This is a genomic window from Acinetobacter sp. SFB (assembly GCF_001647545.1).
GTDB lineage: Bacteria > Pseudomonadota > Gammaproteobacteria > Pseudomonadales > Moraxellaceae > Acinetobacter.
Map to the genome: position 1 here is coordinate 21097 of NZ_LSZH01000012.1, position 25689 is coordinate 46785.

The window sequence follows — 25689 nt, forward strand, 5'->3', positions numbered from 1 at the left end:
ATATTCAGTTTTTTAAAATTTGTTTGTAAATGCGACACTGTTAAGTTTTGTCACTTTCACCCAAGATGGCATTCAGCTCTTCAAATAAATCTAAATGGTCATCGTCCAAAATAAACTCTTCCTCAGCATCAATGGATTGTTCTGCTTCACCATTTAAAAGGGTTTGCTGTTGCTTTAATTTCCGAATCTTATACAGCTGTTCAAGGTTAATACTCTGATTTTCAATGGAAAAGGGGATGGATTTAGTTAGCACGACTTGTTTGAAAAATAGTCGTACTGCTTGTGCTGGCGTAATCCCCAATTGTTTAAACACTGCAAAAGCATGTTTTTTCTCTTGGGAGTCAAGTCTTATTTGATAAACTTCGGTTTTTCTCATAATTTTCTGAATACATCTAATTACTTAACTTTTCAGCATTTATTTTAATCAAATCTAATGTAATTTCAATATTCATACACTACATTTACGAAAATAAATTGTAATGACACGGTTATTACATGTTCAATTCAAAGTTAGATGAAAATTCCATCTCCTGAAAAGTAATGGGATCGTTAAAGCAGATATGTTTTGCTAAAAGCTGAAGAGGTGCGGAAAAGTCATCTTCCCTTTTATGCTGTACCACCGGATAAAAAGGATCATTTTTTATCGCAATGCCTAAACTGTTCAAATGAACGCGCAATTGATGCTGCTTACCGGTGATCGGTTTAAGTTCATATTTCCCCCAAACTGAATCATGTTCTATTAAATGAATTTCTGTTTCGCTATTTATTTGCCCTTCAACCACTTGCATCGTATAAAAGGGTTGACCTTTTTCCATTCGATAACGGGTATAGCAGGGAAATGTTAAATCTGCATGAAAAGGTGCAATAGCATGGTAGGTTTTTTTAACTTGACGTTGGGCAAACATTTCCTGATAGACAGCGCGAGTAGAAGCTTGTTTGGAGAATAAAACCACACCCGCAGTTTCACGATCTAAACGGTGAATAGGGGTTAAGAATTCATTACCGGTTTGTTTTTTTAAACGCACCAAAAGTGTTTCTTGAACATATTGGCCAGTCGGACTGATGGTTAAGAAATGCGGTTTATCAATGACCAGTAAGTGTTCATTTTCAAATAAAATTTCATGTTCAAAAGGCACATTTATTTCGTGTGCTAGAAAACGGTAATAAAACACGTGGCTATTGTCGATATATGCAGAGCTTAAGTTTAATACTTGACCTAAAGCATCATAAATTAATCCGTCAGCAAAACGTTGTTGCCATTCAGTGGATTTAATATGTGCAAACTGCTGACATAAATATTGATAGACAGTTGTCGGCGTAGGCTTCATTTTAGGAAGAAATACTTTGCTTGCGCTTACGCCATCAATCATGGGCGGTATGAAATTATCGTTACTCATTGATTTGTATGTATCTTTAATAATTTCATTCATTTACTTAAAATTCTTTAAACGTGAATAGACAATAATAAACATTAATATTTGCGAATATCTGCATTTTGTGCAACCTTATTGCAACTTCAAATCTATGGTTGCAATCATGGGCACAGTCACTAAACGAGTTACAACAAAAGGTGAAGTTCGCTATAGGGCTTTAATTCAAGTGCGCAAGCAGGATATAGATTTCAGTGAATCAAAAACCTTCAGTAAAAAATCTTTTGCGGAAGCCTGGCTTAAAAAAAGAGAAGCAGAACTTGAAGTAAATCCGGACATATTATTAGGCAAAGTCAAAGCAAAGTCTATCCGGCTTTCTGAAGCAATTGATCGATATATTGAAGATGTAAACGGAATCGGCACCAGTAAACTTTATAAATTACAGTTCATAAAAACATATGATTTTGCGCAAAAAAGATTAGCAGAATTAACACGTGAAGATTATGCCCAGTACACAATAACAAGAAGACGCGGTGATCCCATCAAAGGTCTTGAACCTATTTCAAAGGCAACTGCAGAACAAGATCTTCAATTTTTGAGAAGTGTATTAAATCATGCCGAACTTGTACTGAACGAACCTAATGCCATCAATGAGCTGAATTTAGCAATGCGTGGCCTTAGAAATGCGCGTCAAATTGATAGATCAGAATCTCGTGAACGCCTTCCAACCTCAATCGAGCTTCAGACATTAACAAACCATTTTTATTCACTGTGGTTGCGACCAAATGCCACCATGCCGCTGCACTTAATTATGTGGCTTGCTATCTATACATCTAGAAGACGTGGTGAGCTATTTAGGCTACGTTTGGATGACTATGATGCAGAACATGGGGTTTGGATGGTTCGAGATTTAAAGAGTCCTAAAGGTTCAAAAGGGAATAACAAACGTTTTAAAGTTAATGAAAAAGCAAAACAAATCATTGAGCAGTTGTTAGATCCGACCGTTAGAAAAAAAATGATGCGCTTAGGAGGTGATGAAAGTTTGTTATTACCACTGGATGCTTCATCTACTACACGTATATTCACCAATGCTTGTAAAATTCATGGTATCGATGACTTGTGGTGGCATGATCTGCGTCATGAAGCTGCTACACGTTTTGCGGAACAAGGTCTTACTATTCCTCAAATTCAGCAATACACTTTGCATGACAGCTGGGGCAGTCTACAAAGATATGTAAATTTGGATCTGATCCGAAAGAAAGTATTAGATTATAAAGATGCTATAAAAATAGCTAAAAATGTGGAAAATATTTAAGACAAAAATAAAGCCTCTAATCAGAGGCTTGTGATGATTTTTTTGTATTTTCCAACTAATAAAGATTCCAGAAGATCTTTTACTTGTTCAAGATTGATCATGCTGCCCCTCGATATTTATTTTCATGTTTAAAGTTTGCCTCTACCAATGCACGAGCCAATTGTGGACAAACAGAATTACCCACCATTCGCGTTTGCTCAGTCTTGGTTAGATTTATTTTTTGACCGTGCTCATTCGTGCCGTGACTAAAAATGTATGTTTCTGGAAAACCTTGCGCCTTAAATAGCTCAACCGGTTGCAACATGCGGAAGCCAATATCTGCAATTTGATAGTCTTGCTGTCCAATAGTTACCAAACCAAAACGGTCACGAGTTGGTATGGTTCTTAAAGGCTCATCCACAGAATTTCCATCTTTTTCATTCCCATAAAATGCGGTAAGGAATGCGCGAACTTCTGCGAATTGATTGACGGTCGTAAGCGTATGCATAGGCTCATCAAGATCCTGACCAATACAGCCATTTTTCATTTTTGATAAGTGACTGACCACAAGTGAGTTGTGATCTTTGGCGGTAATGGTATGAACAGGTTCAGCTAAATCACTACCAGTCACACCTGTATAATTTTTAGCAAGGAAAGCTGAAATAAGTGCGTGATGACCACCTTTTGTTTGGGCGCAAATAGTTCTTAAAGGCTCATCTATTGGCATTGAGCGTTTATTGGATGCATTAGCACATTCGGTTAATACTGGAGCAACGCTATTTACAACAAATGGCTTTTTATTATTAAAAACGAATTTCTTTAAACCTCCTGCAATACGCTCCATAGTTGCGGTAGCTAGTGGTCGCTTGCGTGTAAATATACTTGGGCAATCAAGCGACCAATCAATGCATTCAGCTGCAGTACGCCATGGTTTTAATTTTCCTTTTTTTACCTGGATAGAATCAGGATGGCCATGCGTTTGTTCTGGCCATTGAATTTTTAAACCATCTCGACGAGCAACCAAAAAGAAACGCTTACGTATTGTTGGTGATCCATAGTCACATGCACGTAATTCACGATAATCAACTATGTAACCTTGGTTTTTTAGTGCATTAACAAAGCTTTTAAATGTACGTCCTTTTTGCTTAGGACATGGCTTGCCTTCACTATCTAAACCACCCCAAGTTTTAAACTCTTCTACATTCTCTAGCATAATGACTCGAGGACGTGCTTTAGCTGCCCAGCGCAATGCTACCCATGCAAGACCACGAATTTTCTTTTCTACAGGCTTGCTTCCTTTTGCCTTGGAAAAGTGTTTGCAGTCTGGTGAAAGCCAAACAAGACCGACTGGTTGATTTCCTGTGACTTCAATTGGATCAATATCCCAAACACTTTCACAATAATGTTTAGTTTCTGGATGATTGATACGGTGCATTGCTAAAGCTTTGGCATCATGATTTATGGCTACATCAACAGGGCGATTGAATGCTTGCTCAAGTCCAGTTGATGTACCGCCACCGCCAGCAAAGTTGTCGATGATTAATTCATGCGGTAATAAATCCATCACGCCATCGCTTCCTTTTTACGCTGAATAATTATTTTTCGGCACTCAATACAGTGATGCTTTCCAGATATATAAAACTTAAATTCAGTTAATCCATGTTTAACGCATTTTCCAGTGAATGTTTGCTTTCCAGCTAGAGTTGCTTCAAGTTTCGCATCAAAGTTAAATTTCATACGTTTTTGATCAGTAGTTAAAGGTCTTTCGGTATTTTTTAAAACAGGCCGATTAAGACTGATAGATTGGGTCATCATGTCACGCATATTTTGTTGACCTGTCTTATAGCCGTTTTCAACTTTTTGACTAATACCAGACTGACCAAAAGGAATTTGTACTGGCTCTTTTTTGCCTTGTGCTTTTAAAAACTTTTCAACTGATTCAGCAATAGCAGCTGATTCACCTTGTTTTTTAAATATTATATGGTCCAAATTAGTTTGCATATTGTTCACCATTCATTGCTTTGTGATCTTGCAATGCGATTTGACTTTGTTGATCTAGATAGGCACCCAATTGAATGAGATTCACCATCCATTTAGCTTTTTTTGTATTTTCAGATTTGAAAACAGGAAATGGCAAATCGAGTTTATTGGCACGTCGATTTGCGTCTGCAATTTTCATATGACTAAAATAATCATTCACAATAGTTTCAAGAGGAACGACTGGTGATCCATAACGAATTAATAGGGCGTGAAATGAATTGATTTGCGGTACGAATGTATTCATTAAATAGCTCCCATTTCTTTCATTACACGCTCAGCGGTCGAGCGATCTACAGTGATGGGCACAACAGATTGATTCATCATGTGGAAAGCAAGAATATTGCACTCGCCTTGTTCGCGAATAACCACATTGTTTAAATTGTCAGTATTCACGAAGTGCTTAGCATTATTTAAATCTGTGAACTGAAGCATTAGCGATTCTCCGATTCGTTTTTGATTTTGAGCGCTGCAGCTTTTTTATTGATATTTTTAACTTCATTCATCAATAACTTAAAAAGCATCACAGCAATGAGTGCGCTGGGAACAACAATGAAAAAAAAGACAGCAATATGGCCATAGTTAAGATTTCCCATGAGCTTGTTCCTTGGCTAGATTTTCAATGTATATGTAGGCTTCCAACATTTTCACGGTTGCTATTTTGGGTGTAACCAGATCAATTCGAATTTTTTCAATTCGTTGTGCTGGATTACGCCAGGCATGTATATAGCCACCTTTGAATACATAAATATTGAGTTCATTTTTTGTCGGGTATAACGACATGTTGACTTCAAAATCAGCATTTGAATGAACCATGCATAAGCGTGAAATATTGGCAATTCCAGTTAATACCTGGACATCAATTTGAGTCATGGGGCATACCTATTGGCTTCAAGGTATGTTCTGTAATATTTAGCTTCATCAGCATTTTGTAAAACAGGCTCATGTTTCACCAAGCAATGGCCACATTCTTCATCTTTGAAATTTGAACATTTGTCCTGGCATGGATGTGATGTGCGTTTAAGCTGTGGCCAAGAATCAATTTCTGATTGTCCTGGCACAATACTTTCAGGCGTTTCAGTTAGATTCATGCTGAATCTCCAATAGTTTGAAGGCGTACAGCAGCAGCAATTTCATCAAGCCATTTAACTTTTTCTGAAATATCAATGAACTCAAAATCTATTGCAGCATCGATAAACGCATTTGCTTGTGCAATTGCAGTTGTGAATTCATGTTGATTAGTAGCGGCTTTTATGGCTTTAACGGCATATAAAATTTGGGACACGGCCTTTGTTCTATAAAAGATCTGATCATTAACTTTTGGTTGAGCAAAATCTGCAGAAAATAGGCGATTTACAATAATTTGATCAAATTGATCCTGAGATTTTTCAGATGATGTAAACATGGTTTTTTCCTAACTAAAATTAATTTATGCCTATAAACTAACTTTGGTTAGATTTATTGTCAATATATTTAACTAATAAAAGTTAGTTTTAATATTGTGGATATAAAAAAACCCAGAATAATCTGAGTTTTATAAAAATTAAGAAGTTTAAAATTATAAGAATTTTTTACTAGGTGTAAATTTGCCTACGTATTTTCCCTTATATTCTGAATTTTCTTTTAAAGGAATGATATTAGGCTGATAATTTTCATTTAATGCCTTTAAGTAAGTAGTATTAAACTCTCTCACCAGTGCTTTAAATGTAGCCTCGTCGTCTTGACATACGACTATCATTTCGCCTGTTTGTACAGAATTAAAGTCAACATCTGGATCAATACAAATAAAATCACCATCATTAAAATAAGGTGAATTACTAATACCTTGAGCAATTAAATAAAAACTATTTTTACCTGCTTCAGGTGGTGAGGGTAGCCATTGCTCAATATCATGAGCGGAGATTGATCGCACATTTGTCATTGTGCCGCATTGGACATGAGTCAAAACCGGTAGCATCCTCGTTACTGGTCTAAAATCCTTTATATTTTCTAAAGATTCTTCTTTTCCATACATTATAAAGTCAATAGTCGTATCAAGTGTAGGTGCAAGAATATTTAGATATTCCAATTTAGGAGTATTTACATCTTTTTCCCAGTGTACAACTGCGGCATCAGATATGCCTAAAGTTTTTGCAATATCTTTTTGAGTAAGCTTTTTATCTTTTCTTAATTTACGGATTCTTGATCCGATTGTACTGATTGTGGATTCCATGGCTCAGTCTCAATAATAACTAACTTATATTAGTTGTTGACTAACTAAGTTAAATTGTATTTAATTAACTAACTTAAGTTAGTTTTATGGAAAATATAATGACTAGAGATGAAGCCATTACTTTGCTTGGTTGTTCTTTATCTGAGCTTGCAGACAAGCTCGAAATTACAACAGCAGCAGTCGCCCGTTGGAATCCAAACCAAATTCCACTACTTCGGGAAGCACAAGTTCGTGCTTTGGCAGAGGGAAAGCCGGCAATTGGTTTGATTCCGCAGTCAAATGTAAGTCGTCAAGTTGCTGAAAGTAATATCTAAATTAGGAGTAAATTGGATATGAACGTTTTTTTATCAAATTATGCTGCTGAAAATGCTGTACTACCTTTGGATGTTTCAATCTACCGCGCCTGTAAAGACTTACATGGAAGCAAAGCTGCTATTGCTGAAATAAATGGGTTTAATCCAATGGTATTTAGTAAGTGTGTTGACATCAACAATACCCAATATCACTTGCATCCAGAGCATATCGAAGCAGTTCTTCATTACACAAAAGATAAGCGGATTTTAGAAAGCCTTGCTTCAGCTCATGGCCAAGTTGTCTTTTTTGAATATAAAAATGATGTAGATATTAAAAATTTTGATTTTCTTTCTAAGGTTGGAAAGGTGTCAAAAAAAGTTGGTGAATTATTCGATGGTCTTAGTGAATCGTTGAGTGACGGAAAAATATCAAGTATAGAAATGGCAATGCTAGAAAAGCATGCAATGGAATTAATTGGGGCTGTGGCTGCATTAAAGAAAATTGCAAAAATCAAATCTGAAAAAGATCTTCAAGTAGAGGGGGAGTGATCAATGGCTTTAACTTTTGATCAAGTTCGGGATTCTGCTTTAGGAAAATGGAAAGACCTTATTTTCCCTGCATTCGGAATTAATGTTCCAGCCAAGAAAAATCAACATGGACCATGTCCAATTTGTGGTGGGACTGATCGATTCCGTTGCGATGATAAGCAAGGTAAAGGCACTTGGATCTGCAACCAATGTAATTCAGGTGATGGTTTCGCACTAATTGAAAAATCAAGAAATATGGATTATTCAACGGTTTTGAAGGAAGTAGGGGCTGTATTAGGCTTATCAAATGAAACCAAAGTTACGGATGAAGATCGTAAAAAATGGCGTGAAAAAGCGGCACAGCAGCAACGCCAGGCTGAATTTGAAGAGCGTAAAGCACAGGAAAGTGCAGCAAAACGTGCGGAACGTATGTGGAAAGGCAAGTCTGTAGAACGTGATTGTCCATATTTGGATCGAAAGCATGTAAAAAACCACGGCTGTAAAATTAATGGCAAAGGTAACTTGCTTGTGCCACTTTTTGATATTGATGGTCATATTTGGAATATGCAGGAAATTCATGTAGATGGTTATAAGCCATATTTGACGGGCGCACGTGTCAATGATTGCTTTTACATTATTGGTGAGATTACTTCAGCAGATCAAATTGTCTGTATCGCAGAAGGTTATGCGACTGGTGCGAGTGTTTATGAAGCAACTGGCTATACAACAATCGTTGCCTTTCAATCTGGAAATATTGACAAGGTCGGTATTGCAGTTCGTTCCAAATATCCAAAATTACAACTTGTTTACTGTGCTGATGATGATAGTGCAACTTTAGATGCAGGTATAAAAGCTGCGAATAAAGCTGTGGCTGCTACAGGCGGGATTATTGTATTACCCGATTTTAAAACAGTGGAGCACGTATGAGTATTGAAGAAAATAACGAGCAGCCACAAGTCATATCTAAGCCACCATCTGATTTTAATGATCTTCATGTATTAGCGGGTTTAAGTGAAGTTCGTCGGCAGATCGAAACGGCAATCTCAACATCTAATTTTGCTTTTGTTTTTTCCCCGCACCCCTTTGATTTAGCTGACCAGAATTTAGGGAAAATGGCAGAAAATCATGCAAATATCGGCTATTCCGATAGTGGTTTTCAGCTAGATTATGCACCGCCCATGAATGGCCATTCTGAAACTGGTCAGCAGCAAATAGCGGGGAGTGGGGAAAATCAAAATATTCCTGAACCAAATGATCCTATGGAAAAAATAAATGATGCATTAAAACGTTATGCGGTGATTGCTTGTAGTAATGATGCATTTGATTTAAAAACCAAACATAAGTTTAAAATTTCATCGCTAAAGCATACTTTGGGTAGTGTTTATAAGCACTGGTATAATCATCATTTTCGTCAAACTATTGAAAAAGAGGAAGTTGAACAATTACTTATAGATGGTGCGGGGTTTGTTGCACCGAATATGAGTAAAAATTGTATTTTGTTAAAAGGTGAAACATTTTTATATGATAAATCTTTGAATCGAGTCGTGTCTTGGTCTGCTTCTCAATTGATGTATCCACATGAATATAAAAAATGGATTGAAAGTCCGACCCGTAGCGAAATTGATTATGAAAAACTCATTTTTGATCCAACTCGAAAGATTGATATAGATCCAAACTATATCAATACATTTGAAGGTTATGCTGTTAATGAGCTATTGAATCAAGATCAGCAGAGGCTTGAATATTCACTGGTAAGGTCACGTTGTGCAGGCATTTTAAAAATGATCTGGTGCTTGTGTAACGGTGATCTAGATATTCAACGTTGGTTGCTTCAATGGTTAGCGTACCCATTACAAAATGAAGGTCAAAAGGCACATAGTGCGGTACTTATGGCGAGTCATATTCAAGGCTCGGGTAAAACCACATTGTTTGAAAAAGTCATGGGCGGTATTTATGGTAAATATCATCGCGTTATTACTTCACAAGAATTAGAAAGTCCACAATTTAACGGTTGGTTAAATAATGCTGCCTTTATTTTTGGTGAAGAAATCGCAACGAATGCCACAAAATATAATGTTACGCCCTATCTAAATGCCTTAATTACAGCCAAAAGCGTAACAATCAATGAGAAGCAACGTCCTCAAAAACAAGTGCCTGCATATTTCAATATGGCATTTGCTTCAAATGAAAATATTCCATTTCCATTACATGGCGAGGCACGTCGGTGGTTCGTCATTGCACCGCAATCCAAACTGGATGAAAGATTAAGTGAGCAAGTATATTCAGAAATAGCGGGAGATGGATTGGATGCGTTTTACACTTATTTATTAACTGTTCCCTTAGAGGAATTTAAACATGACAAGCCACCAGTGACTGATGCAAAACGAGCGTTAATGAATGCAAGTAAGCGATCTATCGAGGTTTTTATTGATGAATGGCTCATTGGTGAAACTAAATATAAGTGTATTAGTTGTAAGGCGCAGCAGCTTTATGATGCTTATAAAGAGTGGGCATCTTCAACTTTGGAGCATAAGTATTCTTATCGAAAATTTACGGAGGACTTAAAGAAAATTGAGGGTGTGACGTTAATTGAGAAGCAAAAATGGCGATATATCAAAGAACAGGGCCAGTCTTTGATTGTAAGCATTGGTGACTGTCCAGATGGCAAAACTGCTATTGAGTGGTATGGCGAATGTGTGAATGAGTTTGATAGAGGTGCACCTAATGTTCTTGACAAATAAACTGAATATATCTAAGATTTATTTCGCAAAAGCAATGGCTTACATTGCATTACAGGTGAATGAAAGGAATAACAAAAACGCTCGTTCACCTGTTCGTTCACCTAGTAAATCTATGAATCGTAATGATTTAATAGTGATAGGTGAACGAGAGAACCAAATTTCTCGCGCACATGTGGGAAATTATTTTGCATCTCATCTTCTTGTTCTTCTGTTTATATCATTCTATTATTTATTTTTTATCTTACGCGCGCATATTTTTTTATTCACTCGTTCACTTTTAATAAATAAAATATTAAAAACAAATACTTATGAGGTGAATGACTTAAAAGACTCATTCACTAGTCGTTCACCTGTTCACTTTTATAATTAAAAGGGCTGACCAATGGAAAAATATATTCGTTTATTAAATCCAAAATCCGTAAATTATGAAGCAGATCGGGTTGATGGTGGTTCTCCATCCTTGACAGCGCAAGATGTATTACTTGCTATGAGTTACGCTAAATTATCTCCAGTCCAGGATAATTTAATTCGTTTGAAATGTTTTGGCGCTAATTCATCAAATAATATTTTAAAGATGAGTACAGCACTCTTACCAAAGTATCGAGAAAGATTAGATCGTGTTAATCCAGATTATCATTTTACTGTTGTTAAAATAGCTATTCTTGAATTCTGTGCCGTGCCTGGGGATTACAAACCTTCTGTACGTGGACGTGGTGTATTAGGTGGCGTGAGTTATCTAGTCATCCATCGTCACTTAGATAATCACATAAATCATGTATTAGAAAATTTAAATCAGGAATTAGAATTAGCTTTTGAAAAGATATTTTTTCAGCTGAATAAGACTAATTAAAATTAGTATTTGACACTGAAACAAATTTAAGTTAGTTTTTACCACAATGGAAAACTATATCAAAGCGCTGTAGTTTCCCTTAGAACCGAAAGGTTCTCTTTCATAACCGCATGTTTACCTCAGAGGTACATGCGGTTTTTTTTATGGGGATATCTATGCAACCGATTGTCAAAATTCAAGTGAAATTATCTAAACGTAAGATTGCATTGATTTATGCAGCGATCTTGATTGAGAAAGCAGCTCGAGCAGTTGCTAATAAAATTATTAAACGTTCGATTGAGGTGTCTCCAGTTGAAAGCAAAGAAAGCACCGCAACGAGCTAAACGTCCATGCCTGGTGAGCAGCTGCAAAGAGTACTCAACCAATCAAGGTTATTGCGATAAACATCAAGATAAAATTAGAAAGAAAGATCGTGATCGTGGTACTTCACATCAACGTGGATACGATGCACGTTGGAACAAGGCACGTATTGAACACTTGGATGCAGATCCGTTGTGTGTTGATTGTTCTAAACGAGATTACATAACGCCTGCAACTGTTGTCGATCACATCGTTCCACACAAGGGCAATGAAGAGTTGTTCTGGGATCAAAGTAATTGGCAATCATTATGCAAGCCATGTCATGACCGTAAGACAGCAAGTGAAGACATGGGCAGTTGGTCTCCAGTAGTTAGTACTTCAAGCAAAGCAAACCGTGATAGTAAGAATCCATTTGAATTGCATGATCGTGTCCTGGTTGCCACTGAATATGCTGAAGACTGTTTGATGTGTGATGACAAGGCAGTGTTCACAGTAATTGAAACTCATCTGAATACATTGTTTGTTCAAGACAAAGATGGCAATGGTGGCCGACTGCATCACTCACACTTCAAGCGAGCGTGAATATGGAACAAGAAATAATTCTACTTGGTGATCCGGTTGTCTATCGTGATGACTTGAAAGGTTTCGATTGTGTTGGTGTTGTCACCAAGTCTACTGGCTCAACACTTCAAGTACTTTGGAATGATGAACAACATCCACGTACTGAACAATATGATCGGCTTCGAGTTGCTTCACTGGATGAAGTTGATGCTCAGTGTCGATTGATACGAAAGGATTGAGTGCATGTGTAAATCGATTGGTTCTGGAAAGGATGATTACTACAGAAATATTGGTAAAAGTATTAAACATTCAGCGGAAAATGCTAAAAAGTGTTCAATGAATCATGAGCTTCATTGTTGTCATCGTCCTATTCCACCTGAAGTTGACCGGCCACCAATAATTATTGCTGGGCCAGATATAACGATGTCTGGATCATTCATTGAAGCTACTAGACCTAGCTGCTATCTAGTTTGGTTCTTTGGTTTTTGTTTTGGAATTGCTGTTAGAGATATATTTTCAAATTTTATCTGAGTTAGGGGATAGGGGGTCAAAAGTTAAAAAGACTCTCTCAGAAAAGACCGCCCCCCCGTCAAATTTGTGCGTGGTCATAATTCCATAGGGGGGTATACCTCTAATATTTAAATAGTTTTAGATTTTTTGGAGGTTTTTATGTCAAATGCTGGAAGACCTCCCAAGTCATTGCAAGAAAAAGTCATGAGCGGTTCAAGAATTCGAAGTGATCGTGATGAAGATGCTCAAGTAGCAAATGCTGCAGTAGATTTGGGATTACCCCCATGCCCAACATGGCTAAACGCAAAGGCAAAAAAACATTGGGATATGTTGGGGCCAAAGTTAGTACAGGCTGGATTACTTGCTGTTGTGGATGGTGATGTTTTTGGACTTCATTGCGACAACATGGCTGTTTATGAAACCGTGATGGAAAAATTAGTAGATATTGATAAATGGGTTTCAAAAACTCCGAATGGTTTTGAGGTGCAAGCAGCTTGGCTTCAGATCCGCAACAAAGTTCAAGAACAAATTATCAGAACTGCACGTGAGTTTGGTTTAACACCAGCTGCTCGTTCAAGCGTCAAAGTGAATAAACAACAGCAATTAGATTTATTAGGTGCTGAAGCATCTACCACCAGTAATAACGATCCATATCAAAATTATGGGTTAAGGAATTAGTGATTTTTATGCGCGATTATTTTCAAATTGCGCTTCAGTATTGTGACGATGTACGAACTGGAGTGCGTACAGCCGGAAAACTGGAAAAACTTGCAGTAAAAAGATTCTTAAATGATTTAACCCGTTCAGGTTGTTCAACGATTTCTGATAATCCAGAAGTTGAATCTTTGTTGGTCAAACTAAAAGTAAGTACTAAGCCTGCAGATATTGGATTTGATTATGATTTTGATGAAGATCGTGCAAGACATGCATGTTTTTTTGTCGAAACATGCCCTCACGTTTCTGGTGACTTAGCAAAATTAAAACCAGATGGCACACGTAATTTAATGATTATGGAACCATGGCAGGTTTTCGCAACAGTCAATATTTTTGGTTGGATAGACTCAGATGGTTTGAGACGATTTTTATATTTCTATATTGAGGTCGCTAAAAAAAATGGAAAGTCTACATGGATTGCAGCATTGGGCCTTTATATGGCCTTTATCGATGGTGAAATGGGGGCGGAAGTATATTCCGCTGCAACTTCTAAAGAACAAGCAAATATCATTTTCCGCACTGCAAATAAAATGGTTGAGCTATCACCTTTCATGCAGCAGCGTTTTGGAATTGAAGCATCTAAATATTCAATTTTTCAGCCAACATCAGGTTCATTTTTTAAATCGTTATCACAAGATCGGGGCGGGACAAAAGACGGTCTGAATGTACACATGGCCGTTATTGATGAATTACATGCGCACAAAGATTCGAGCATGTATGACATTACTGCGGATGGTATTGCTGCCAGATCTCAACCATTAGTTGGTGCGATTAGTACAGCGGGTGATGACAATTTAGGCGTGTGTTATCGGGAAAGAACTACTGTGGAAAATGTACTGTTAGGTAAAGCAGTACATGAGCAATACTTCGGCATGATTTTCTGTTTAGACCGTGGCGATGATTGGAAAGATGCCAAAAATTGGCCTAAAGCCAATCCGAACTACGGTGTATCAGTCACAGTTAAATACTTACAGGCCAAATTTGAAAAAGTCATTATCTCACCTTCTCAAGAAGCTTTTTATCGTCAAAAACACTTGAATGAGTGGGTTGGTGCAGTGAATGGTTGGATTTCCCCATCATCATGGGAGAAATGCTATAGAGCCGTTAAAGAAGAAGACTTTAAAGGTCTACCAAATTTTGGCGGTTATGACTTGGCAAGTCGTTTGGACTTAGCAAGTTGGGTTTCATTACGGCCTCGCCTTGAAGAAGATGAGAAAATTCACTGGCATGCATTTGCTCATTCATACATTAATGAAAATGTAATTAAGACCAAACAAGCAATTAATGGCGAAAAACGTCCTGATGAATATCCTGTTTGGAGAGATCAAGGATGGTTAATTGAAACCCCTGGTGAATCTACAGACTACAAACGTATTCAGCGTGATATTGAAAATGCACATATTGAAAGTCCTTTTTATGAAATAGGCCACGACCGATATCATGCCGAGCAAGTTACAGCCAATCTTTTAGAAGAGGGCTTGAGTGTCATAGAAATACCTCAAACGACAGAATATTTGAGTCCAGCTATGAGGTGGATTGAAGTATTGATTGCTGAAGGAAGATTTCATCATTCTGGCGATCCAGTTTTAACTTGGTGTATGACGAATATCGTTGTGAAGCCAGATGCAAAGGAAAATATTTTCCCTCGTAAAATTTCCCCTGGTAAAAAAATTGATGCAGGAATTGGAACAATTACTGCTGCAGCACGTGCTCGTCATTTCGATGATGAAAGTGTTTTTGATTTAATCCCTGGAGATGATTCGGGAAGTGTTGATGACTGGTTGAAAGACATGATCAAGGTGAAAAAGCGATGAGTAAAAAGCGCGATACGGTAAAAATTCGTGATAAAACCAATCGCGATAAGCTGAAGGTTCGTGGAACTGGACCAACGCAAGATAAAACGGGAACGACCATTATTGATCGTCCCCGTTCTAGTTTTAAAACTGCTAAACCTGTCTCTTTTGACAGTGCTATGACATTAAGTGCGGTTTTTGCTTGTGTCAAAATCTTGACAGAGTCTGTTGCTACTCTTCCATTGCAAATGTTCCAGTTGAAGTCTGATGGAACACGTGCTCAGGTCAAAGATCATGATGTAATTCGCCTGTTATACAACAAACCTAATCGTTATCAAACACGAGTAGAGTTCTTTGAACAACTCATGTTGAATCTGGTTGCAGGAAATGCATATGTTAAGAAAGATTTTATAGGAAAAAAGCTGGTCAGTTTACAGGTGATCAACTCAGGTTCAGTAGATCCTAGTATCCGTGAAGATGGTGCACCGTTGTATAAGTGCAAAATTGGTAATAAAACAGTTGAATATACAGATGAAGAAATCTGGCATATCAAGCTTTTTGGCACCGGTTTTGTAGGAATGTCTCCTATTGCTTATGGAGCGCAATCAATCGGTATTGGTTTGGCTGGGAGTGATAAGACTTCACGTTTGATGTCAAATGGTGCAAAGCCTACAGGAGCTATTTTGACACCAAAATGGCTTAAGAAAGATCAGCGTGACGAAATCCGGTCTGAAATGGACATGCTCGTTAATGGTGATGATGGTGATATGCCAGTTCTTGAAGGAAATATGAAGTTTGAGCAAATCAGCCTGACTCCAGAAGATCTTGAACTTATCGAAATTCGAAAGTTAGCCGTTGAAGAAGCTTGCCGTTATTTTGGTGTGAATCCAATTTTAATTTTTAGTACAGATTCAAGTACGACATGGGGTAGCGGCATTGAACAGCTTGTCGATGGTTTTCATAAATTTGGATTAAGGCCTTATTTGGAGCGTATTGAAGAGAGTGCTCGTATTCACCTGCTGCAGCGACATGAATGGGATGAATATGAGTTCGAATTTAAAACTAAAGATTTGTTGAGAGCTTCATATCTTGAAAGGATTAAATCCAACAAAGATCGGATTTTAAGTGGTCAAGCAACTATGAATGAAATTCGGGTTGAAGAGGGTGATACCCCAATTACAAATGCAGACTTTTTATTAGCCCCGGTAAATATGACAACAGCCGACCGTATGAAAAAAGGTAATTATGGAGTGAAAGCTGATGAAAAATAAATTGCAAATGCGAGATAAGTTCTCGCCTAATTTGCCAAAAGTGCATTGCCGTCGAATGCCTATTGCTGCTGAAAATCTGCGTTTCATCAACAAAGATGAAAAAACAGGTGTTGTGAAAATTAGTGGTTATGCAGTCAAGTGGGATTCAATTAATTATCACGGTGAAAAATTTATTCGGGGTGCATTCGCTGAGGTCTGTGCTGCATTTGCAGCGGGAACCAAGAAAATTCATGCTTATTATAATCATGGATGGCGTTTGTGGTATGTCGATGCCCAGTTAGCTATGCGCATTGGTAAATACACAGTAATTAAAGAAGATGATATCGGTCTTTATATTGAACTGGAATTTACACCAGGATTGGCTATTGCTGAATCAGTTGCTGCAATGGTTCGTCATGGAACAGTAGATGGGTTTTCAATTGCGTTTTATCCGGCCAATGATATTGATGTGATGGACAAGGGTGCATACGTTGAAATTAAACGTGCTGATATGTACGAAATCAGTGTTGTGGATGAACCCTCTGATGACGCTGCACGTGTAATAAGTGAAGAAACGATTCAAGCAATTAAATCAGATGATGATGCTGAAGCAATTTTACGTTCACTTGGGCTGCATGGAGACTATGCAGAGAAATTTCTAACACGTTACACCGACATTCATAAGCCTAAAGAAGATCCACCACCAAAAACTGAACCTAAAGCAGATCCTTTCGCATTTCTAGATAAATGCTGATCTAAACACTTAACTTAAAACATACCCCGCATTTTTGCGGGTTTTTCATTTTCTATGCATGGAAAAATATATGAAAGCACTTTCAAAAAGCACGATGGCCCTAGCAACTTCAACTATGGCAAATCAAAATCCAGCTCCTTTTAAAAATCTGCTTGCCCGTGATACTTCACAGTTGGATCAGTATGCGATTCAATTGCGCGATCGTGTGAGCCAAATGGATACCTTGCTTGAGCGTTATCGCGATCGTTTATCTGCCTTGGATGAATTACCAGCTGATTTGAAAAAAGATCTGGAAGACCGTTCAACAGAAGTTAAAAAACTTACTGGCGAAATTGAACAAATCCAACAAAAATTAGTGGATGGTATTCATGATCGCAGCAAAAGTCAGCAAGATACAATTGCTGCCGCGCTAATCCGTAACAAGGATGCCGTGGACTATGCAAAAACAATGCATACCCGTAACGGTAATAAAAAAGATGCGGTGGTATTTGAAGGACTGAATGCCCGTAATGTGATTACATTAGGCGGTATGGGTACAAATGCAGTATTTGCACAAAACGATTTGAATCGTACTGCGCGTGCAATGCCTTTATCTGTTATCGATTTGATTAACTGGGGAACCACACAGGAAGCTGTTGCGTACTTCTTGCGTGAATCCACTTATGACATCATGGCTGATATTGCACCAGAAAATACTGACAAGCCTGAGTCTGATTTCGAATTTGGTGTAGTCAGCTTAAATGTGGGTGTAATTGCTCACTGGATTCGTGCATCTAAACAGGTTTTAGCAGATATGCCTGCATTGGCAAACTATCTCGAAACCCGTATGGCATATGGCGTTCGTTTTAAACTTGAATACTATGTCGTAAATGGTCATACACCAGCACAAGGTCAGCAAAAAATCTTCAGTGGACTGCTTGAGCCTTTAAACCATCAAACAGTGGTAGCCGATTCTGCTGATACAGCAATTGACGTGATTAACAAAGCAAAATATGAAGCTGCTGCCTCATATGTGCTTCCAGATTCAATTCTGTTGAACCCTAAAGACTGGGGTGCGATTGAACGTATCAAAGGTACAGATGGTCATTATATCTTTGGTGCACCTGGTGCTGCTGTTCAACCAGTACTTTGGGGCTTGCCAGTCGTATTTGCTGCCTCTATGCCAGAAGGTAAATATTGGGTCGGTAACTTGGCGCTTGGCTTCGATGGTTTAATTCGTGAAGATGTCAATATCACTGTCTCAACTGAAGATGGTAATAACATCACGAAAAACCTTGTCACTATTCTTGCTGAAATGCGCGCAGCTGGTGCTGTTGTTCTTCCAGAAGCATGTGTGGCTGGTGATCTTCCAGAAGTTGAAGAACCTGTCATTCCTTAATTGGTTTATTTGAAAAAAGCTCTCACTTGAGGGCTTTTTTTTACCTCTTTTTATGTCAAAAAAAGGCTTTTTTTATGAGTGACTATATCGAATTGCCAGAAGTAAAAACGCATTTACGTGTTTTGCATGCACGTGATGACAGCTATATCCAGTTACTCACCAAAGCAGCTTTTGAAAATGTAGAGAATTTCATTGACCGTCCTTTAAGTGAACTTTTCGATGATTCAGGTGATATTCCTTCCAGTCTAAAAGCAGCTGCATTGCTCATGGTGGGTGATCTGTATTCAAACCGATCTGATGTTGTTGTCGGGACCATTGTTGCTGTAAATCCAACAACAGAACGTTTAATGCTGCCATATCGAAAAATGGGGGTATGACATGCAACCAGGGTCTTTTAACCATTATGTAGAAATTCAGAAAAAAAAGGTTGCAAGAGCAACAGATGGTTCGGGTGATCGGATAACAGAATATATAACAGAATTTCCAGTGTATGCCGACAAGGTTGCTTTATCAGTTAGAGATTTTGTTGCATCACGTGCCACCCAAAATGCAGTTTCTGAAAAATTCCAAATCAGATTTACAGATGTGCCACCAGGTATTAATTGGCTAGATTATCGTTTGTTCTGTGATGGGCTTTATTATCGAATAATTGGTCCATTAACTGATAATAAAGGTGGTAATAACTGGGTCACATTGGTTTGTGAAAGTGGGGTGTCTGTATGGCAGGATCGAAATTAACAGGCTTGGATGAAGTTCTAACACGTATAGAAAAAATGCGAGTTGGAACACAAAATAAACATATTCGCAAAGCATTGCGAAAAAGTATGGTTCCTGTTCGTGATCAAGCGAAATTAAATGCTAAAACGATTGATGATTATAAGACTGCTTCAGAAATTCATAAGAATATTGTAATTCGAGCAGGCAAGACAAAAGAAAAAGGAGTCCTAAAAATACGTGTTGGGGTAAAGCATGGTGGTGAATTTTGGAAATCTAATAAAAAAATGCAGCGTAAAGGCCGTGGGCGTTTAGAAAATCCGCATTATGATGCTCTTCAAAATGATACTCGGTACTTTTGGTTAGTAGAGCTGGGTACATCAAAAACAGCTGCTCAACCGTATTTAAGACCAGCCTTTGAACAAAAAAAGGACGAAGCTCAAGCTATTTTTACTGCTGAACTTAAAAAAGCAATTTTGGAGGAATTACGCTGATGTTGATTATTCCTTTAGAAAGTCTATGTGAAGCAGATTATTTGCTTAAACAGCTTTTGAGTGATAGTGAAGGTTTAAAAGTTGCAGAATTTGATGCAGATAACATTCCATCTGCACCTTATACATGTTGGCAAATTATTAATGCCAATCCTGAACAGTATCTTTCTGATCGATCAGATATGGATGATATCTATGTACAAATTGATATATATGCATCAAAAAAAGCTGAAGCTCGGCAAATAGCGAAATTGATGAGAAATGCAATTGAAGAGGATTGCTATATCGAAAGCTATACCGGTACTGAAAAAGAACCTGAAACTAATTTATACCGTATTCGATTAGATACCCGATGGTATGAAGAACCTTAAATAATTTAATCACATGACCACCGGAAGGTGGTTTTTTTTGGAGTTAAAACTATGGCGCGTCGTACACAAGGCTCCATGCTTTGGTTTGTAGCCAAAACTGCTGCAGATCCAGCAGTATATGAACTTGTAAAAGTGGGTTGTCCTCTAAACTTTAAACCAGGCACTGATTCAAAAGATAAAATTGAAGATACTTGCCTGGAAGAAGAAGAGTATAAAACCTATATGGAAGGTGGTGGGCTGTCTGATACAGGTTCTGCAACTTTTGATATTAATGCCGACCCTGCAATCGAGTCACATGGTCGACTTTATGACATGGTTGGCGGAGAAGGGGTTACTTGGATTAAAGGTTGGGCAGGTAAAACCAAGGGTAGTGTCAAAGCTATTGTGCCTACTGTTGATGCTGCGACTGGTGAAGTTACCTTACCACCGACTCGGAGCTGGAGTAAATTCAAGGGTTATGTTGAGTCATTTCCTATGGATAGTGAAGCCAATTCAGTTGTTAAAACCACTGTAACCATTCAACGCCAAACAAAAGTTGAATGGATTCGTGAAACTGCACCTTAATTATTAATTCAATATACGCCCCGAAAGGGGCTATTTTTTTGGAATATACCCATGACAATTCTTGATCCACAAGCTTTACAAGCAAAAGTTAAAAAATGCACAGAAGAAAAAGCAGTTCTAAAAGATATTGAATTTGTTGAAAATGGTGTTCTGGTAAAAGGGAAAGTCTTTGTAAAAAAACTGGGTTTTCTTGAAGTTGAAGAAATTGATAATAGTTATACGTGGGAAAATGATCCAGACGATGACGGTATGATGCGGGTTAAAAGTATTAATCACCACCGCATTCGGGCTGCACAAATTTTTGGAACAATTTGTGTAGATGAAGATGGAAAATTATTTTTTGAGTCCGTAGAACAAGTACTTAAATCTTATCCAGCAATGTGTAAAGCAATGTGGACTGTCTCAAATGAACTTAATGTGTTTGTGGGAAAGTTGACGACGACGACTTCGAAAGACACGAACTCTGGGCAGAACTTGCAATCAACGGAATCGGCGGAAATACCATCGAAACCTGTAAGAAAACGCTCTCAAACTGGGAATACAGATTCTGGGAAAGCTATCGAGACCGAAGAGGGAGCTTAAATTCCGGTTTACGTATTGACGAAGCTCTGGCTGAATTGAAATTAATGTTTGCTCAGGCAAATGGTGTAGAGGGTGCTGAAATATGGGATTTTCTACCTTATCACGATGCACCTGAACTGACATTTGAAGAAGCCCGTGAAATGTATGAAGATCAAGAAATTTAGCCGTCTGTAAAGATGGCTTTTTTTTGGACATTAAATTAGTATTTTTCCCATAAATATATAGATGGGGTTTGAACTTGAAAAAAATATTTTTTATATTGGGAATACTAATTTTTTGTAGCATATTATTTTTATTAGGAAAAGTTATTTATTTTAAATTTCAAATAAATAGTATTAATAAGGAAAATGCTTCTAATAGCCTTAAATTTGAAAGATTGATTTTTAACAAAGCTGAAAAATCATTGAAAACTAATGATTTGATCTTTGTATGTGAACTTACAAAATCATTAATGCGGGATGGTGTAAGTGTTCAAGATATATACGAATCAAGCATTAAAAATAGTAAAAAATTCAAAGATTTTGTAGAGGATATAAAAAAAGAAATTACCAAAGATGAATCTTTGAAAAAATTTATGGCTAATGGAAGTTCAAAAGAAAATGCAATTATTATTAATTATTTATGTACATTAAAAGATTGGGAAACTCAGACTTCAAAGTCTGTTTATAATAAATTTTTAACGAAAAAATATCAGTTGGATACAGACTTTGATTCAATTAGTTTTGTTGATATGCGACATATATCTGAAGCTGATTATAAGGAATTTTTGAAATTCAAAGCAGCTGAACGGGAATTTAGAAATAAGTTCTAATCAATATTAGTTATTGAAGCCCACATAGGTGGGTTTTTTTATATCTGGAGAAAGTAAATGGCGGGTGAATTAGGCGTTTTGACATTAGACATGGTTGCTCGAACGGTTAATTTTGATCAGCCATTAATGAAATCTGAAAAACAGGCAGAAGTATCCAGTAAAAATATTGCTTCATCTTTTGAAAAAATTGAAAAGCAGTCTGCAAGTACTTCTAAAGCTGTGGCATTTATGGGTTCATCCCTTAAAGCGTCCATTGCCGCTATTTCTATTTCTTCAATTGTCAGTATTGCAGATGGTTACACACAAACAGCAGCACGTATTCAAAATGCAACCACCAGTACTGCTGAATATGATCAGGTACAAAAGCACTTATATGAAACTGCCAATGGTACTTATCGTTCATTGAAAGAAGCTCAAGAAGTATATTTGGGCACTTCTGGCGGGCTTAAAGAACTGGGTTATAACACTCAAGCTGTATTGGCCATTTCAGATTCACTGTCTTATTCATTTGTACATAATGCAACATCAGTAGACAAAGCACAGTCTGCAATGGATGCATATGGAAAGATTCTAGATAAGGGTAAAGTGGAAGCGGATGCCTGGTTTAGTTTGATGGTAGCGGCACCGAATATCTTGAATGATGTTTCCAATGCAACCGGTAAAAGTACGCAAGAAATTCGTAAATTAGGTGCAGAAGGTAAACTTGCTGCTGCAGATCTGCACAAAGGCCTATTGATGTCGCGTGATGCAAATAAGGCACTCGCAGATGTAATGGTCAATAGTGCAGCTGATGGTGGACAAAAATTATCAAATGCGATTGAACGTACCGTAGGTGAATTAAACAAAGGTAGTGGTGCAACAGGTATTTTTGCTGAGGGATTAGGATTAATCGCTGATAATATTAATTTAGTTTCTGGTGCTGTTGCAGTCGGTGCAGTGGGGTATTTAACAGCAGCCATCGTTTCTAAAAGTGCTGCATTAAAAGAAGGTGTCATCTCTTCTATTGCATCGCGTCAGGCGACTATTGCTGAAATACAAGCGCAAGTTCAAGCTACGGGTGTGGAGGCTTTACGTCAAAAACAGCTTGTGTTGTTAGCAGCATCTGAAATTAATATGGCACGCGCGGCATATAATAGTGCAACTACAGCAACAGCACGGACGGCAGCTATTCAGCGTCTTACTGCCGCTGAAATTGCTCATGAAATTCAAATTAAGCGTTCAGCTGTTTCAACAGATATTTATACAGCTTCACAAACTCGACTTGCAGCAGCTGGACGCATGTCATTGGGTGTATTAGGTGGCCCGGTTGGTCTAGGCATTATCGTTGCAACTGTTGCAGCTGGCTATTTGATGATGCGTGATAATACAGTGAAAGCGACTGATTCACTGGCCAGTCAGATTCCAACAGTTTCACAACTGACTCAGGAATACCAAAAGCTTAATGAACAACAGTTAATCACTGAACGTACCAAAATTAAGAACTCAATGGCTGAAAATCGTGAGGAAATTAAACAGACGATTAATGCGTTGGGTGATCTTAAAGTCACTTGGGATCTGGGTTTTGATGTTTCAAAATGGACTAAATACAACAGTATTTTAGAAGACCTTAAAAATGGGGCCATTTCGGGCAATGAAGCATTAGCTGAGTTCAATAAAATGGGTTTGAGTAGCCCCATTATTGAAAAAGTTGCTGATTTAACGACCAATCTTGATCAGAATAAAGCTGCTTTAGATAAAAATTCTCAAGCTGCCGGTACGGTCAATAATCAGCTAAATATTACTGCTAATGCTGCCAATAATGCTGCTGGAGCTGTCCGTGGTAAAGCTAATGCCATGACTGTTGATGCAGCCAATACGCGTAATGCAGCAGCTGCAAACTCTGAATACACCACATCTTTGGGTAAACAGCTTTGGAATGAGCAGTTTAAGAATGCACTTATAACCAAGCATAATAAAAGTCAGTCAGAAGCAAATCTGTTGTTGGATGCATACAACAAAAATGCTGAGAAAGGCTATGTTGGTGTTACTGCTGAACAAAAGAAAAAAATTGGTGGAATTGAGTCTGAACGTGTTGCTATGGAAAATAGAGCTGAGGCTCAGCGAAAGGCTGACCAATTAGCTACTAAATCGGCTCGTTCAGGTGAAAGTGAAGCGAAACGTAGAGCGAAAGAAGCTGCATCTGAGGCCAAACGCCAGGCCCAAGAAGCTGAAAGTGTGCGTAAAGAGATATTGCAGAATCAATATGATATTTCTTATCGTTATGCGAATCGAACTTCCAAAATGGAATCTGATCTTATTAAAGAGCAGAGTGAAATTCGTAAAGCTTATGCACAAGATCCTGCTGCTTCAGAAATGTATTTAGCATCTGCTAAACAGCGTCATGATGATGCTTTAAAACTTTATGATGCTCAACTTGGCCAGGAACTTTATTCATTTAAAATGAATGAAGAGGAAAAGTTGAATATTGAACGTAACATTGAACTAATGCGTATTAAAACTTCAACTGACTACTCGGATGAAGAGAAAAAATCACGTATTAAGGCTTTATCTGAACGTCATAATCATGAAATGGCTTGGCTGAATCTAGAACAGTTACAGCGTTTAAACGATGCACAATCTTCATTTCAATCTGATATTCAGCGTGTTACATCAAAATATGAATTTGAGCGGGAGCAAATCCGTCTTACAAAAGCATATTCTGACGACATGAAGGATGCACTGATTGGCGCATCTTATAAAACTCAAGATCGTGAAAATGATGAGGGCCGAGTATCTGCATGGTCTAATTATCAAGGTGCAATAGGGATAGACACCAGTGCAGAGGATGAGCAGCGTAGTCGTGGCGAAGCTATTCAAGCAGCATATGATTGGCAGTTGATTACTCAAGAAGATTATCAACAAAAAATGCTACAAAGTGAACAGCGTTATTTTATGGCTAAGGCTCAATTGGGTATAGCTTCAATGCAAACAACGATGGGTGGCTGGGCAGATGTTTTTAAAAATTTGCTTGGTGAAAGTTCATCTTATTATCAAGCTGCTTTTGCAATGGAACGCGGTTTTGCTGTAGCTAAAGCAATGGTTAATGCTCCATTGGTTTACACAGAAACTTATGCAGCATTGGCAGGTATTCCTTATATCGGACCTTACATTGCACAACCTGCTGCAATTGCAGCTGCAGGATTGCAAGTAGTGCAGGCAGGTATTGCTGGAAATGTCGGCTTCTATGGTGGTGGTTATACAGGTGATGGCGGAAAGTATGAATATGCAGGTCCAGCACATAAAGGCGAAGTTGTGTTTTCGCAAGAAGATATCAAGCGCTGGGGTGGTGTTGCGAATGTTGAAGCTATTCGTAATCAGCGATCTATTCCAAACTTATCGCCTAAGGTTGGAAATGGTTTATCTGGACGCGAAGTGAAGGCTCAGCAAGCTTCACAAAACGTCAACCTGAATCCAAACTTCGTCATTGTTGATGAGCGTGAAAAACTCGGAGATTACCTGTATGGACCAGATGGCAAGAAAGCCTTTGTGAAATTCTTTAAACAGAATCGCAGGGAATTAGGACTTGCATAGG

Annotated in this window: 34 protein-coding genes; 23 read left to right on the top strand and 11 right to left on the bottom strand. The window is 37.9% G+C overall.

Annotation, left to right across the window (positions count from 1 at the left end; translation table 11 throughout):
- Positions 1-40 precede the first annotated feature (40 nt).
- Both AY606_RS07380 and AY606_RS07385 read right to left on the bottom strand, forming a co-directional pair.
- The gene (locus tag AY606_RS07380) at positions 41-376 is read right to left on the bottom strand and encodes a type II toxin-antitoxin system RelB/DinJ family antitoxin (protein ID WP_067866667.1); all 336 of its coding nucleotides are present in this window, start codon (positions 374-376) and stop codon (positions 41-43) included.
- A 115-nt stretch (positions 377-491) separates the two neighbouring features.
- Positions 492-1397 (bottom strand): RluA family pseudouridine synthase, encoded by a 906-nt coding sequence (locus tag AY606_RS07385; RefSeq protein WP_212838721.1) that lies wholly within the window; start codon positions 1395-1397, stop codon positions 492-494.
- Between the two features lie 139 nt (positions 1398-1536).
- Between AY606_RS07385 and AY606_RS07390 the strand changes: the two genes are divergently transcribed.
- On the top strand, positions 1537-2685 hold the full coding sequence (locus AY606_RS07390; protein WP_067867412.1) for a site-specific integrase: 1149 nt from the start codon (positions 1537-1539) through the stop codon (positions 2683-2685).
- 97 nt (positions 2686-2782) lie between these two features.
- Here AY606_RS07390 and AY606_RS07395 read toward each other — a convergent pair whose 3' ends face one another.
- From AY606_RS07395 to AY606_RS07430, 9 genes are all read right to left on the bottom strand, one after another.
- A complete protein-coding gene (locus tag AY606_RS07395; protein ID WP_067866670.1) occupies positions 2783-4228 on the bottom strand; it encodes a DNA cytosine methyltransferase in 1446 nt (481 codons plus the stop codon).
- The gene (locus AY606_RS07400) at positions 4228-4665 is read right to left on the bottom strand and encodes a hypothetical protein (RefSeq protein WP_067866671.1); all 438 of its coding nucleotides are present in this window, start codon (positions 4663-4665) and stop codon (positions 4228-4230) included. Before AY606_RS07400 ends, AY606_RS07395 begins: the two co-directional genes overlap by 1 nt.
- Positions 4655-4948, bottom strand: coding sequence for a pyocin activator PrtN family protein (locus AY606_RS07405; protein WP_067866672.1), 294 nt, complete (start codon positions 4946-4948; stop codon positions 4655-4657). The genes AY606_RS07400 and AY606_RS07405 overlap by 11 nt, the downstream gene beginning before the upstream one ends.
- On the bottom strand, positions 4948-5136 hold the full coding sequence (locus tag AY606_RS07410; RefSeq protein ID WP_067866673.1) for a hypothetical protein: 189 nt from the start codon (positions 5134-5136) through the stop codon (positions 4948-4950). Before AY606_RS07410 ends, AY606_RS07405 begins: the two co-directional genes overlap by 1 nt.
- Complete coding sequence (locus AY606_RS16090; protein WP_155858143.1) at positions 5136-5297, bottom strand: hypothetical protein; 162 nt, start codon at positions 5295-5297, stop codon at positions 5136-5138. The genes AY606_RS07410 and AY606_RS16090 overlap by 1 nt, the downstream gene beginning before the upstream one ends.
- The gene (locus AY606_RS07415; protein ID WP_067866674.1) at positions 5284-5574 is read right to left on the bottom strand and encodes a hypothetical protein; all 291 of its coding nucleotides are present in this window, start codon (positions 5572-5574) and stop codon (positions 5284-5286) included. The genes AY606_RS16090 and AY606_RS07415 overlap by 14 nt, the downstream gene beginning before the upstream one ends.
- Positions 5571-5792, bottom strand: a complete 222-nt coding sequence (locus AY606_RS07420; RefSeq protein ID WP_067866676.1) for a hypothetical protein — start codon at positions 5790-5792, stop codon at positions 5571-5573. The genes AY606_RS07415 and AY606_RS07420 overlap by 4 nt, the downstream gene beginning before the upstream one ends.
- Positions 5789-6106 carry a hypothetical protein gene (locus AY606_RS07425; protein ID WP_067866678.1) on the bottom strand — a complete coding sequence of 106 codons (318 nt, stop codon included), beginning with the start codon at positions 6104-6106 and terminating at the stop codon, positions 5789-5791. Before AY606_RS07425 ends, AY606_RS07420 begins: the two co-directional genes overlap by 4 nt.
- Positions 6107-6259: 153 nt before the next feature.
- Positions 6260-6913: a LexA family protein gene (locus AY606_RS07430; protein WP_067866685.1), complete on the bottom strand. Its 654-nt coding sequence runs from the start codon at positions 6911-6913 to the stop codon at positions 6260-6262.
- 98 nt (positions 6914-7011) lie between these two features.
- Here AY606_RS07430 and AY606_RS07435 point away from each other — a divergent pair, with 98 nt between their 5' ends.
- The 22 genes from AY606_RS07435 to AY606_RS07540 all read left to right on the top strand — a co-directional run bounded on the left by AY606_RS07435 (position 7012) and on the right by AY606_RS07540 (position 25688).
- Positions 7012-7227 carry a hypothetical protein gene (locus AY606_RS07435; protein ID WP_067866689.1) on the top strand — a complete coding sequence of 72 codons (216 nt, stop codon included), beginning with the start codon at positions 7012-7014 and terminating at the stop codon, positions 7225-7227.
- 18 nt (positions 7228-7245) lie between these two features.
- A complete protein-coding gene (locus AY606_RS07440; protein WP_067866694.1) occupies positions 7246-7755 on the top strand; it encodes a phage regulatory CII family protein in 510 nt (169 codons plus the stop codon).
- A 3-nt stretch (positions 7756-7758) separates the two neighbouring features.
- Entirely contained in the window at positions 7759-8661 is a 903-nt protein-coding gene (locus AY606_RS07445; protein WP_067866695.1) for a primase-helicase zinc-binding domain-containing protein, read from the top strand.
- Positions 8658-10475: a DUF5906 domain-containing protein gene (locus AY606_RS07450; RefSeq protein WP_067866699.1), complete on the top strand. Its 1818-nt coding sequence runs from the start codon at positions 8658-8660 to the stop codon at positions 10473-10475. Before AY606_RS07445 ends, AY606_RS07450 begins: the two co-directional genes overlap by 4 nt.
- Before the next feature lie 382 nt (positions 10476-10857).
- Positions 10858-11325, top strand: coding sequence for a hypothetical protein (locus tag AY606_RS07460; protein WP_067866703.1), 468 nt, complete (start codon positions 10858-10860; stop codon positions 11323-11325).
- A gap of 155 nt (positions 11326-11480) precedes the next feature.
- On the top strand, positions 11481-11648 hold the full coding sequence (locus AY606_RS16095; protein ID WP_155858145.1) for a hypothetical protein: 168 nt from the start codon (positions 11481-11483) through the stop codon (positions 11646-11648).
- Positions 11617-12207 (top strand): HNH endonuclease, encoded by a 591-nt coding sequence (locus tag AY606_RS07465; protein ID WP_067866704.1) that lies wholly within the window; start codon positions 11617-11619, stop codon positions 12205-12207. The genes AY606_RS16095 and AY606_RS07465 overlap by 32 nt, the downstream gene beginning before the upstream one ends.
- A gap of 2 nt (positions 12208-12209) precedes the next feature.
- Positions 12210-12425: a phosphohistidine phosphatase gene (locus AY606_RS07470; protein WP_067866710.1), complete on the top strand. Its 216-nt coding sequence runs from the start codon at positions 12210-12212 to the stop codon at positions 12423-12425.
- Between the two features lie 4 nt (positions 12426-12429).
- Positions 12430-12717 carry a hypothetical protein gene (locus tag AY606_RS07475; protein WP_067866712.1) on the top strand — a complete coding sequence of 96 codons (288 nt, stop codon included), beginning with the start codon at positions 12430-12432 and terminating at the stop codon, positions 12715-12717.
- 138 nt (positions 12718-12855) lie between these two features.
- Positions 12856-13374 (top strand): P27 family phage terminase small subunit, encoded by a 519-nt coding sequence (locus AY606_RS07480; RefSeq protein WP_067866714.1) that lies wholly within the window; start codon positions 12856-12858, stop codon positions 13372-13374.
- A gap of 8 nt (positions 13375-13382) precedes the next feature.
- Positions 13383-15224, top strand: a complete 1842-nt coding sequence (locus tag AY606_RS07485; RefSeq protein WP_067866717.1) for a terminase large subunit — start codon at positions 13383-13385, stop codon at positions 15222-15224.
- The gene (locus tag AY606_RS07490; protein ID WP_067866719.1) at positions 15221-16474 is read left to right on the top strand and encodes a phage portal protein; all 1254 of its coding nucleotides are present in this window, start codon (positions 15221-15223) and stop codon (positions 16472-16474) included. The genes AY606_RS07485 and AY606_RS07490 overlap by 4 nt, the downstream gene beginning before the upstream one ends.
- Complete coding sequence (locus AY606_RS07495; protein WP_067866720.1) at positions 16464-17207, top strand: HK97 family phage prohead protease; 744 nt, start codon at positions 16464-16466, stop codon at positions 17205-17207. Before AY606_RS07490 ends, AY606_RS07495 begins: the two co-directional genes overlap by 11 nt.
- Before the next feature lie 70 nt (positions 17208-17277).
- Entirely contained in the window at positions 17278-18585 is a 1308-nt protein-coding gene (locus AY606_RS07500; protein WP_067866722.1) for a phage major capsid protein, read from the top strand.
- 74 nt (positions 18586-18659) lie between these two features.
- Positions 18660-18962, top strand: a complete 303-nt coding sequence (locus tag AY606_RS07505; RefSeq protein WP_067866724.1) for a head-tail connector protein — start codon at positions 18660-18662, stop codon at positions 18960-18962.
- 1 nt (position 18963) lies between these two features.
- Complete coding sequence (locus AY606_RS07510; protein ID WP_067866726.1) at positions 18964-19323, top strand: head-tail adaptor protein; 360 nt, start codon at positions 18964-18966, stop codon at positions 19321-19323.
- Complete coding sequence (locus tag AY606_RS07515; RefSeq protein ID WP_067866727.1) at positions 19305-19793, top strand: HK97-gp10 family putative phage morphogenesis protein; 489 nt, start codon at positions 19305-19307, stop codon at positions 19791-19793. Before AY606_RS07510 ends, AY606_RS07515 begins: the two co-directional genes overlap by 19 nt.
- The gene (gene gp17, locus AY606_RS07520) at positions 19793-20161 is read left to right on the top strand and encodes a tail completion protein gp17 (protein ID WP_067866729.1); all 369 of its coding nucleotides are present in this window, start codon (positions 19793-19795) and stop codon (positions 20159-20161) included. The genes AY606_RS07515 and gp17 overlap by 1 nt, the downstream gene beginning before the upstream one ends.
- Before the next feature lie 51 nt (positions 20162-20212).
- Positions 20213-20725 carry a phage tail tube protein gene (locus AY606_RS07525; RefSeq protein WP_067866730.1) on the top strand — a complete coding sequence of 171 codons (513 nt, stop codon included), beginning with the start codon at positions 20213-20215 and terminating at the stop codon, positions 20723-20725.
- Positions 20726-20776: 51 nt separating this feature from the next.
- Positions 20777-21307 (top strand): phage tail assembly chaperone family protein, TAC, encoded by a 531-nt coding sequence (locus AY606_RS07530; protein ID WP_067866731.1) that lies wholly within the window; start codon positions 20777-20779, stop codon positions 21305-21307.
- A gap of 238 nt (positions 21308-21545) precedes the next feature.
- Positions 21546-22118: a hypothetical protein gene (locus AY606_RS07535; RefSeq protein ID WP_067866732.1), complete on the top strand. Its 573-nt coding sequence runs from the start codon at positions 21546-21548 to the stop codon at positions 22116-22118.
- Between the two features lie 57 nt (positions 22119-22175).
- Positions 22176-25688, top strand: coding sequence for a tape measure protein (locus AY606_RS07540; RefSeq protein WP_067866733.1), 3513 nt, complete (start codon positions 22176-22178; stop codon positions 25686-25688).
- Position 25689 lies beyond the last annotated feature (1 nt).

Excerpts from the sequence above, each read along its gene's own strand:
- AY606_RS07380 (WP_067866667.1), bottom strand. The coding sequence starts at position 376 with ATGAGAAAAACCGAAGTTTATCAAATAAGACTTGACTCCCAAGAGAAA.
- AY606_RS07385 (WP_212838721.1), bottom strand. The coding sequence starts at position 1,397 with ATGAGTAACGATAATTTCATACCGCCCATGATTGATGGCGTAAGCGCA.
- AY606_RS07390 (WP_067867412.1), top strand. The coding sequence starts at position 1,537 with ATGGGCACAGTCACTAAACGAGTTACAACAAAAGGTGAAGTTCGCTAT.
- AY606_RS07395 (WP_067866670.1), bottom strand. The coding sequence starts at position 4,228 with ATGGATTTATTACCGCATGAATTAATCATCGACAACTTTGCTGGCGGT.
- AY606_RS07400 (WP_067866671.1), bottom strand. The coding sequence starts at position 4,665 with ATGCAAACTAATTTGGACCATATAATATTTAAAAAACAAGGTGAATCA.
- AY606_RS07405 (WP_067866672.1), bottom strand. The coding sequence starts at position 4,948 with ATGAATACATTCGTACCGCAAATCAATTCATTTCACGCCCTATTAATT.
- AY606_RS07410 (WP_067866673.1), bottom strand. The coding sequence starts at position 5,136 with ATGCTTCAGTTCACAGATTTAAATAATGCTAAGCACTTCGTGAATACT.
- AY606_RS16090 (WP_155858143.1), bottom strand. The coding sequence starts at position 5,297 with ATGGGAAATCTTAACTATGGCCATATTGCTGTCTTTTTTTTCATTGTT.
- AY606_RS07415 (WP_067866674.1), bottom strand. The coding sequence starts at position 5,574 with ATGACTCAAATTGATGTCCAGGTATTAACTGGAATTGCCAATATTTCA.
- AY606_RS07420 (WP_067866676.1), bottom strand. The coding sequence starts at position 5,792 with ATGAATCTAACTGAAACGCCTGAAAGTATTGTGCCAGGACAATCAGAA.
- AY606_RS07425 (WP_067866678.1), bottom strand. The coding sequence starts at position 6,106 with ATGTTTACATCATCTGAAAAATCTCAGGATCAATTTGATCAAATTATT.
- AY606_RS07430 (WP_067866685.1), bottom strand. The coding sequence starts at position 6,913 with ATGGAATCCACAATCAGTACAATCGGATCAAGAATCCGTAAATTAAGA.
- AY606_RS07435 (WP_067866689.1), top strand. The coding sequence starts at position 7,012 with ATGACTAGAGATGAAGCCATTACTTTGCTTGGTTGTTCTTTATCTGAG.
- AY606_RS07440 (WP_067866694.1), top strand. The coding sequence starts at position 7,246 with ATGAACGTTTTTTTATCAAATTATGCTGCTGAAAATGCTGTACTACCT.
- AY606_RS07445 (WP_067866695.1), top strand. The coding sequence starts at position 7,759 with ATGGCTTTAACTTTTGATCAAGTTCGGGATTCTGCTTTAGGAAAATGG.
- AY606_RS07450 (WP_067866699.1), top strand. The coding sequence starts at position 8,658 with ATGAGTATTGAAGAAAATAACGAGCAGCCACAAGTCATATCTAAGCCA.
- AY606_RS07460 (WP_067866703.1), top strand. The coding sequence starts at position 10,858 with ATGGAAAAATATATTCGTTTATTAAATCCAAAATCCGTAAATTATGAA.
- AY606_RS16095 (WP_155858145.1), top strand. The coding sequence starts at position 11,481 with ATGCAACCGATTGTCAAAATTCAAGTGAAATTATCTAAACGTAAGATT.
- AY606_RS07470 (WP_067866710.1), top strand. The coding sequence starts at position 12,210 with ATGGAACAAGAAATAATTCTACTTGGTGATCCGGTTGTCTATCGTGAT.
- AY606_RS07475 (WP_067866712.1), top strand. The coding sequence starts at position 12,430 with ATGTGTAAATCGATTGGTTCTGGAAAGGATGATTACTACAGAAATATT.
- AY606_RS07480 (WP_067866714.1), top strand. The coding sequence starts at position 12,856 with ATGTCAAATGCTGGAAGACCTCCCAAGTCATTGCAAGAAAAAGTCATG.
- AY606_RS07485 (WP_067866717.1), top strand. The coding sequence starts at position 13,383 with ATGCGCGATTATTTTCAAATTGCGCTTCAGTATTGTGACGATGTACGA.
- AY606_RS07490 (WP_067866719.1), top strand. The coding sequence starts at position 15,221 with ATGAGTAAAAAGCGCGATACGGTAAAAATTCGTGATAAAACCAATCGC.
- AY606_RS07495 (WP_067866720.1), top strand. The coding sequence starts at position 16,464 with ATGAAAAATAAATTGCAAATGCGAGATAAGTTCTCGCCTAATTTGCCA.
- AY606_RS07500 (WP_067866722.1), top strand. The coding sequence starts at position 17,278 with ATGAAAGCACTTTCAAAAAGCACGATGGCCCTAGCAACTTCAACTATG.
- AY606_RS07505 (WP_067866724.1), top strand. The coding sequence starts at position 18,660 with ATGAGTGACTATATCGAATTGCCAGAAGTAAAAACGCATTTACGTGTT.
- AY606_RS07510 (WP_067866726.1), top strand. The coding sequence starts at position 18,964 with ATGCAACCAGGGTCTTTTAACCATTATGTAGAAATTCAGAAAAAAAAG.
- AY606_RS07515 (WP_067866727.1), top strand. The coding sequence starts at position 19,305 with ATGGCAGGATCGAAATTAACAGGCTTGGATGAAGTTCTAACACGTATA.
- gp17 (WP_067866729.1), top strand. The coding sequence starts at position 19,793 with ATGTTGATTATTCCTTTAGAAAGTCTATGTGAAGCAGATTATTTGCTT.
- AY606_RS07525 (WP_067866730.1), top strand. The coding sequence starts at position 20,213 with ATGGCGCGTCGTACACAAGGCTCCATGCTTTGGTTTGTAGCCAAAACT.
- AY606_RS07530 (WP_067866731.1), top strand. The coding sequence starts at position 20,777 with ATGACAATTCTTGATCCACAAGCTTTACAAGCAAAAGTTAAAAAATGC.
- AY606_RS07540 (WP_067866733.1), top strand. The coding sequence starts at position 22,176 with ATGGCGGGTGAATTAGGCGTTTTGACATTAGACATGGTTGCTCGAACG.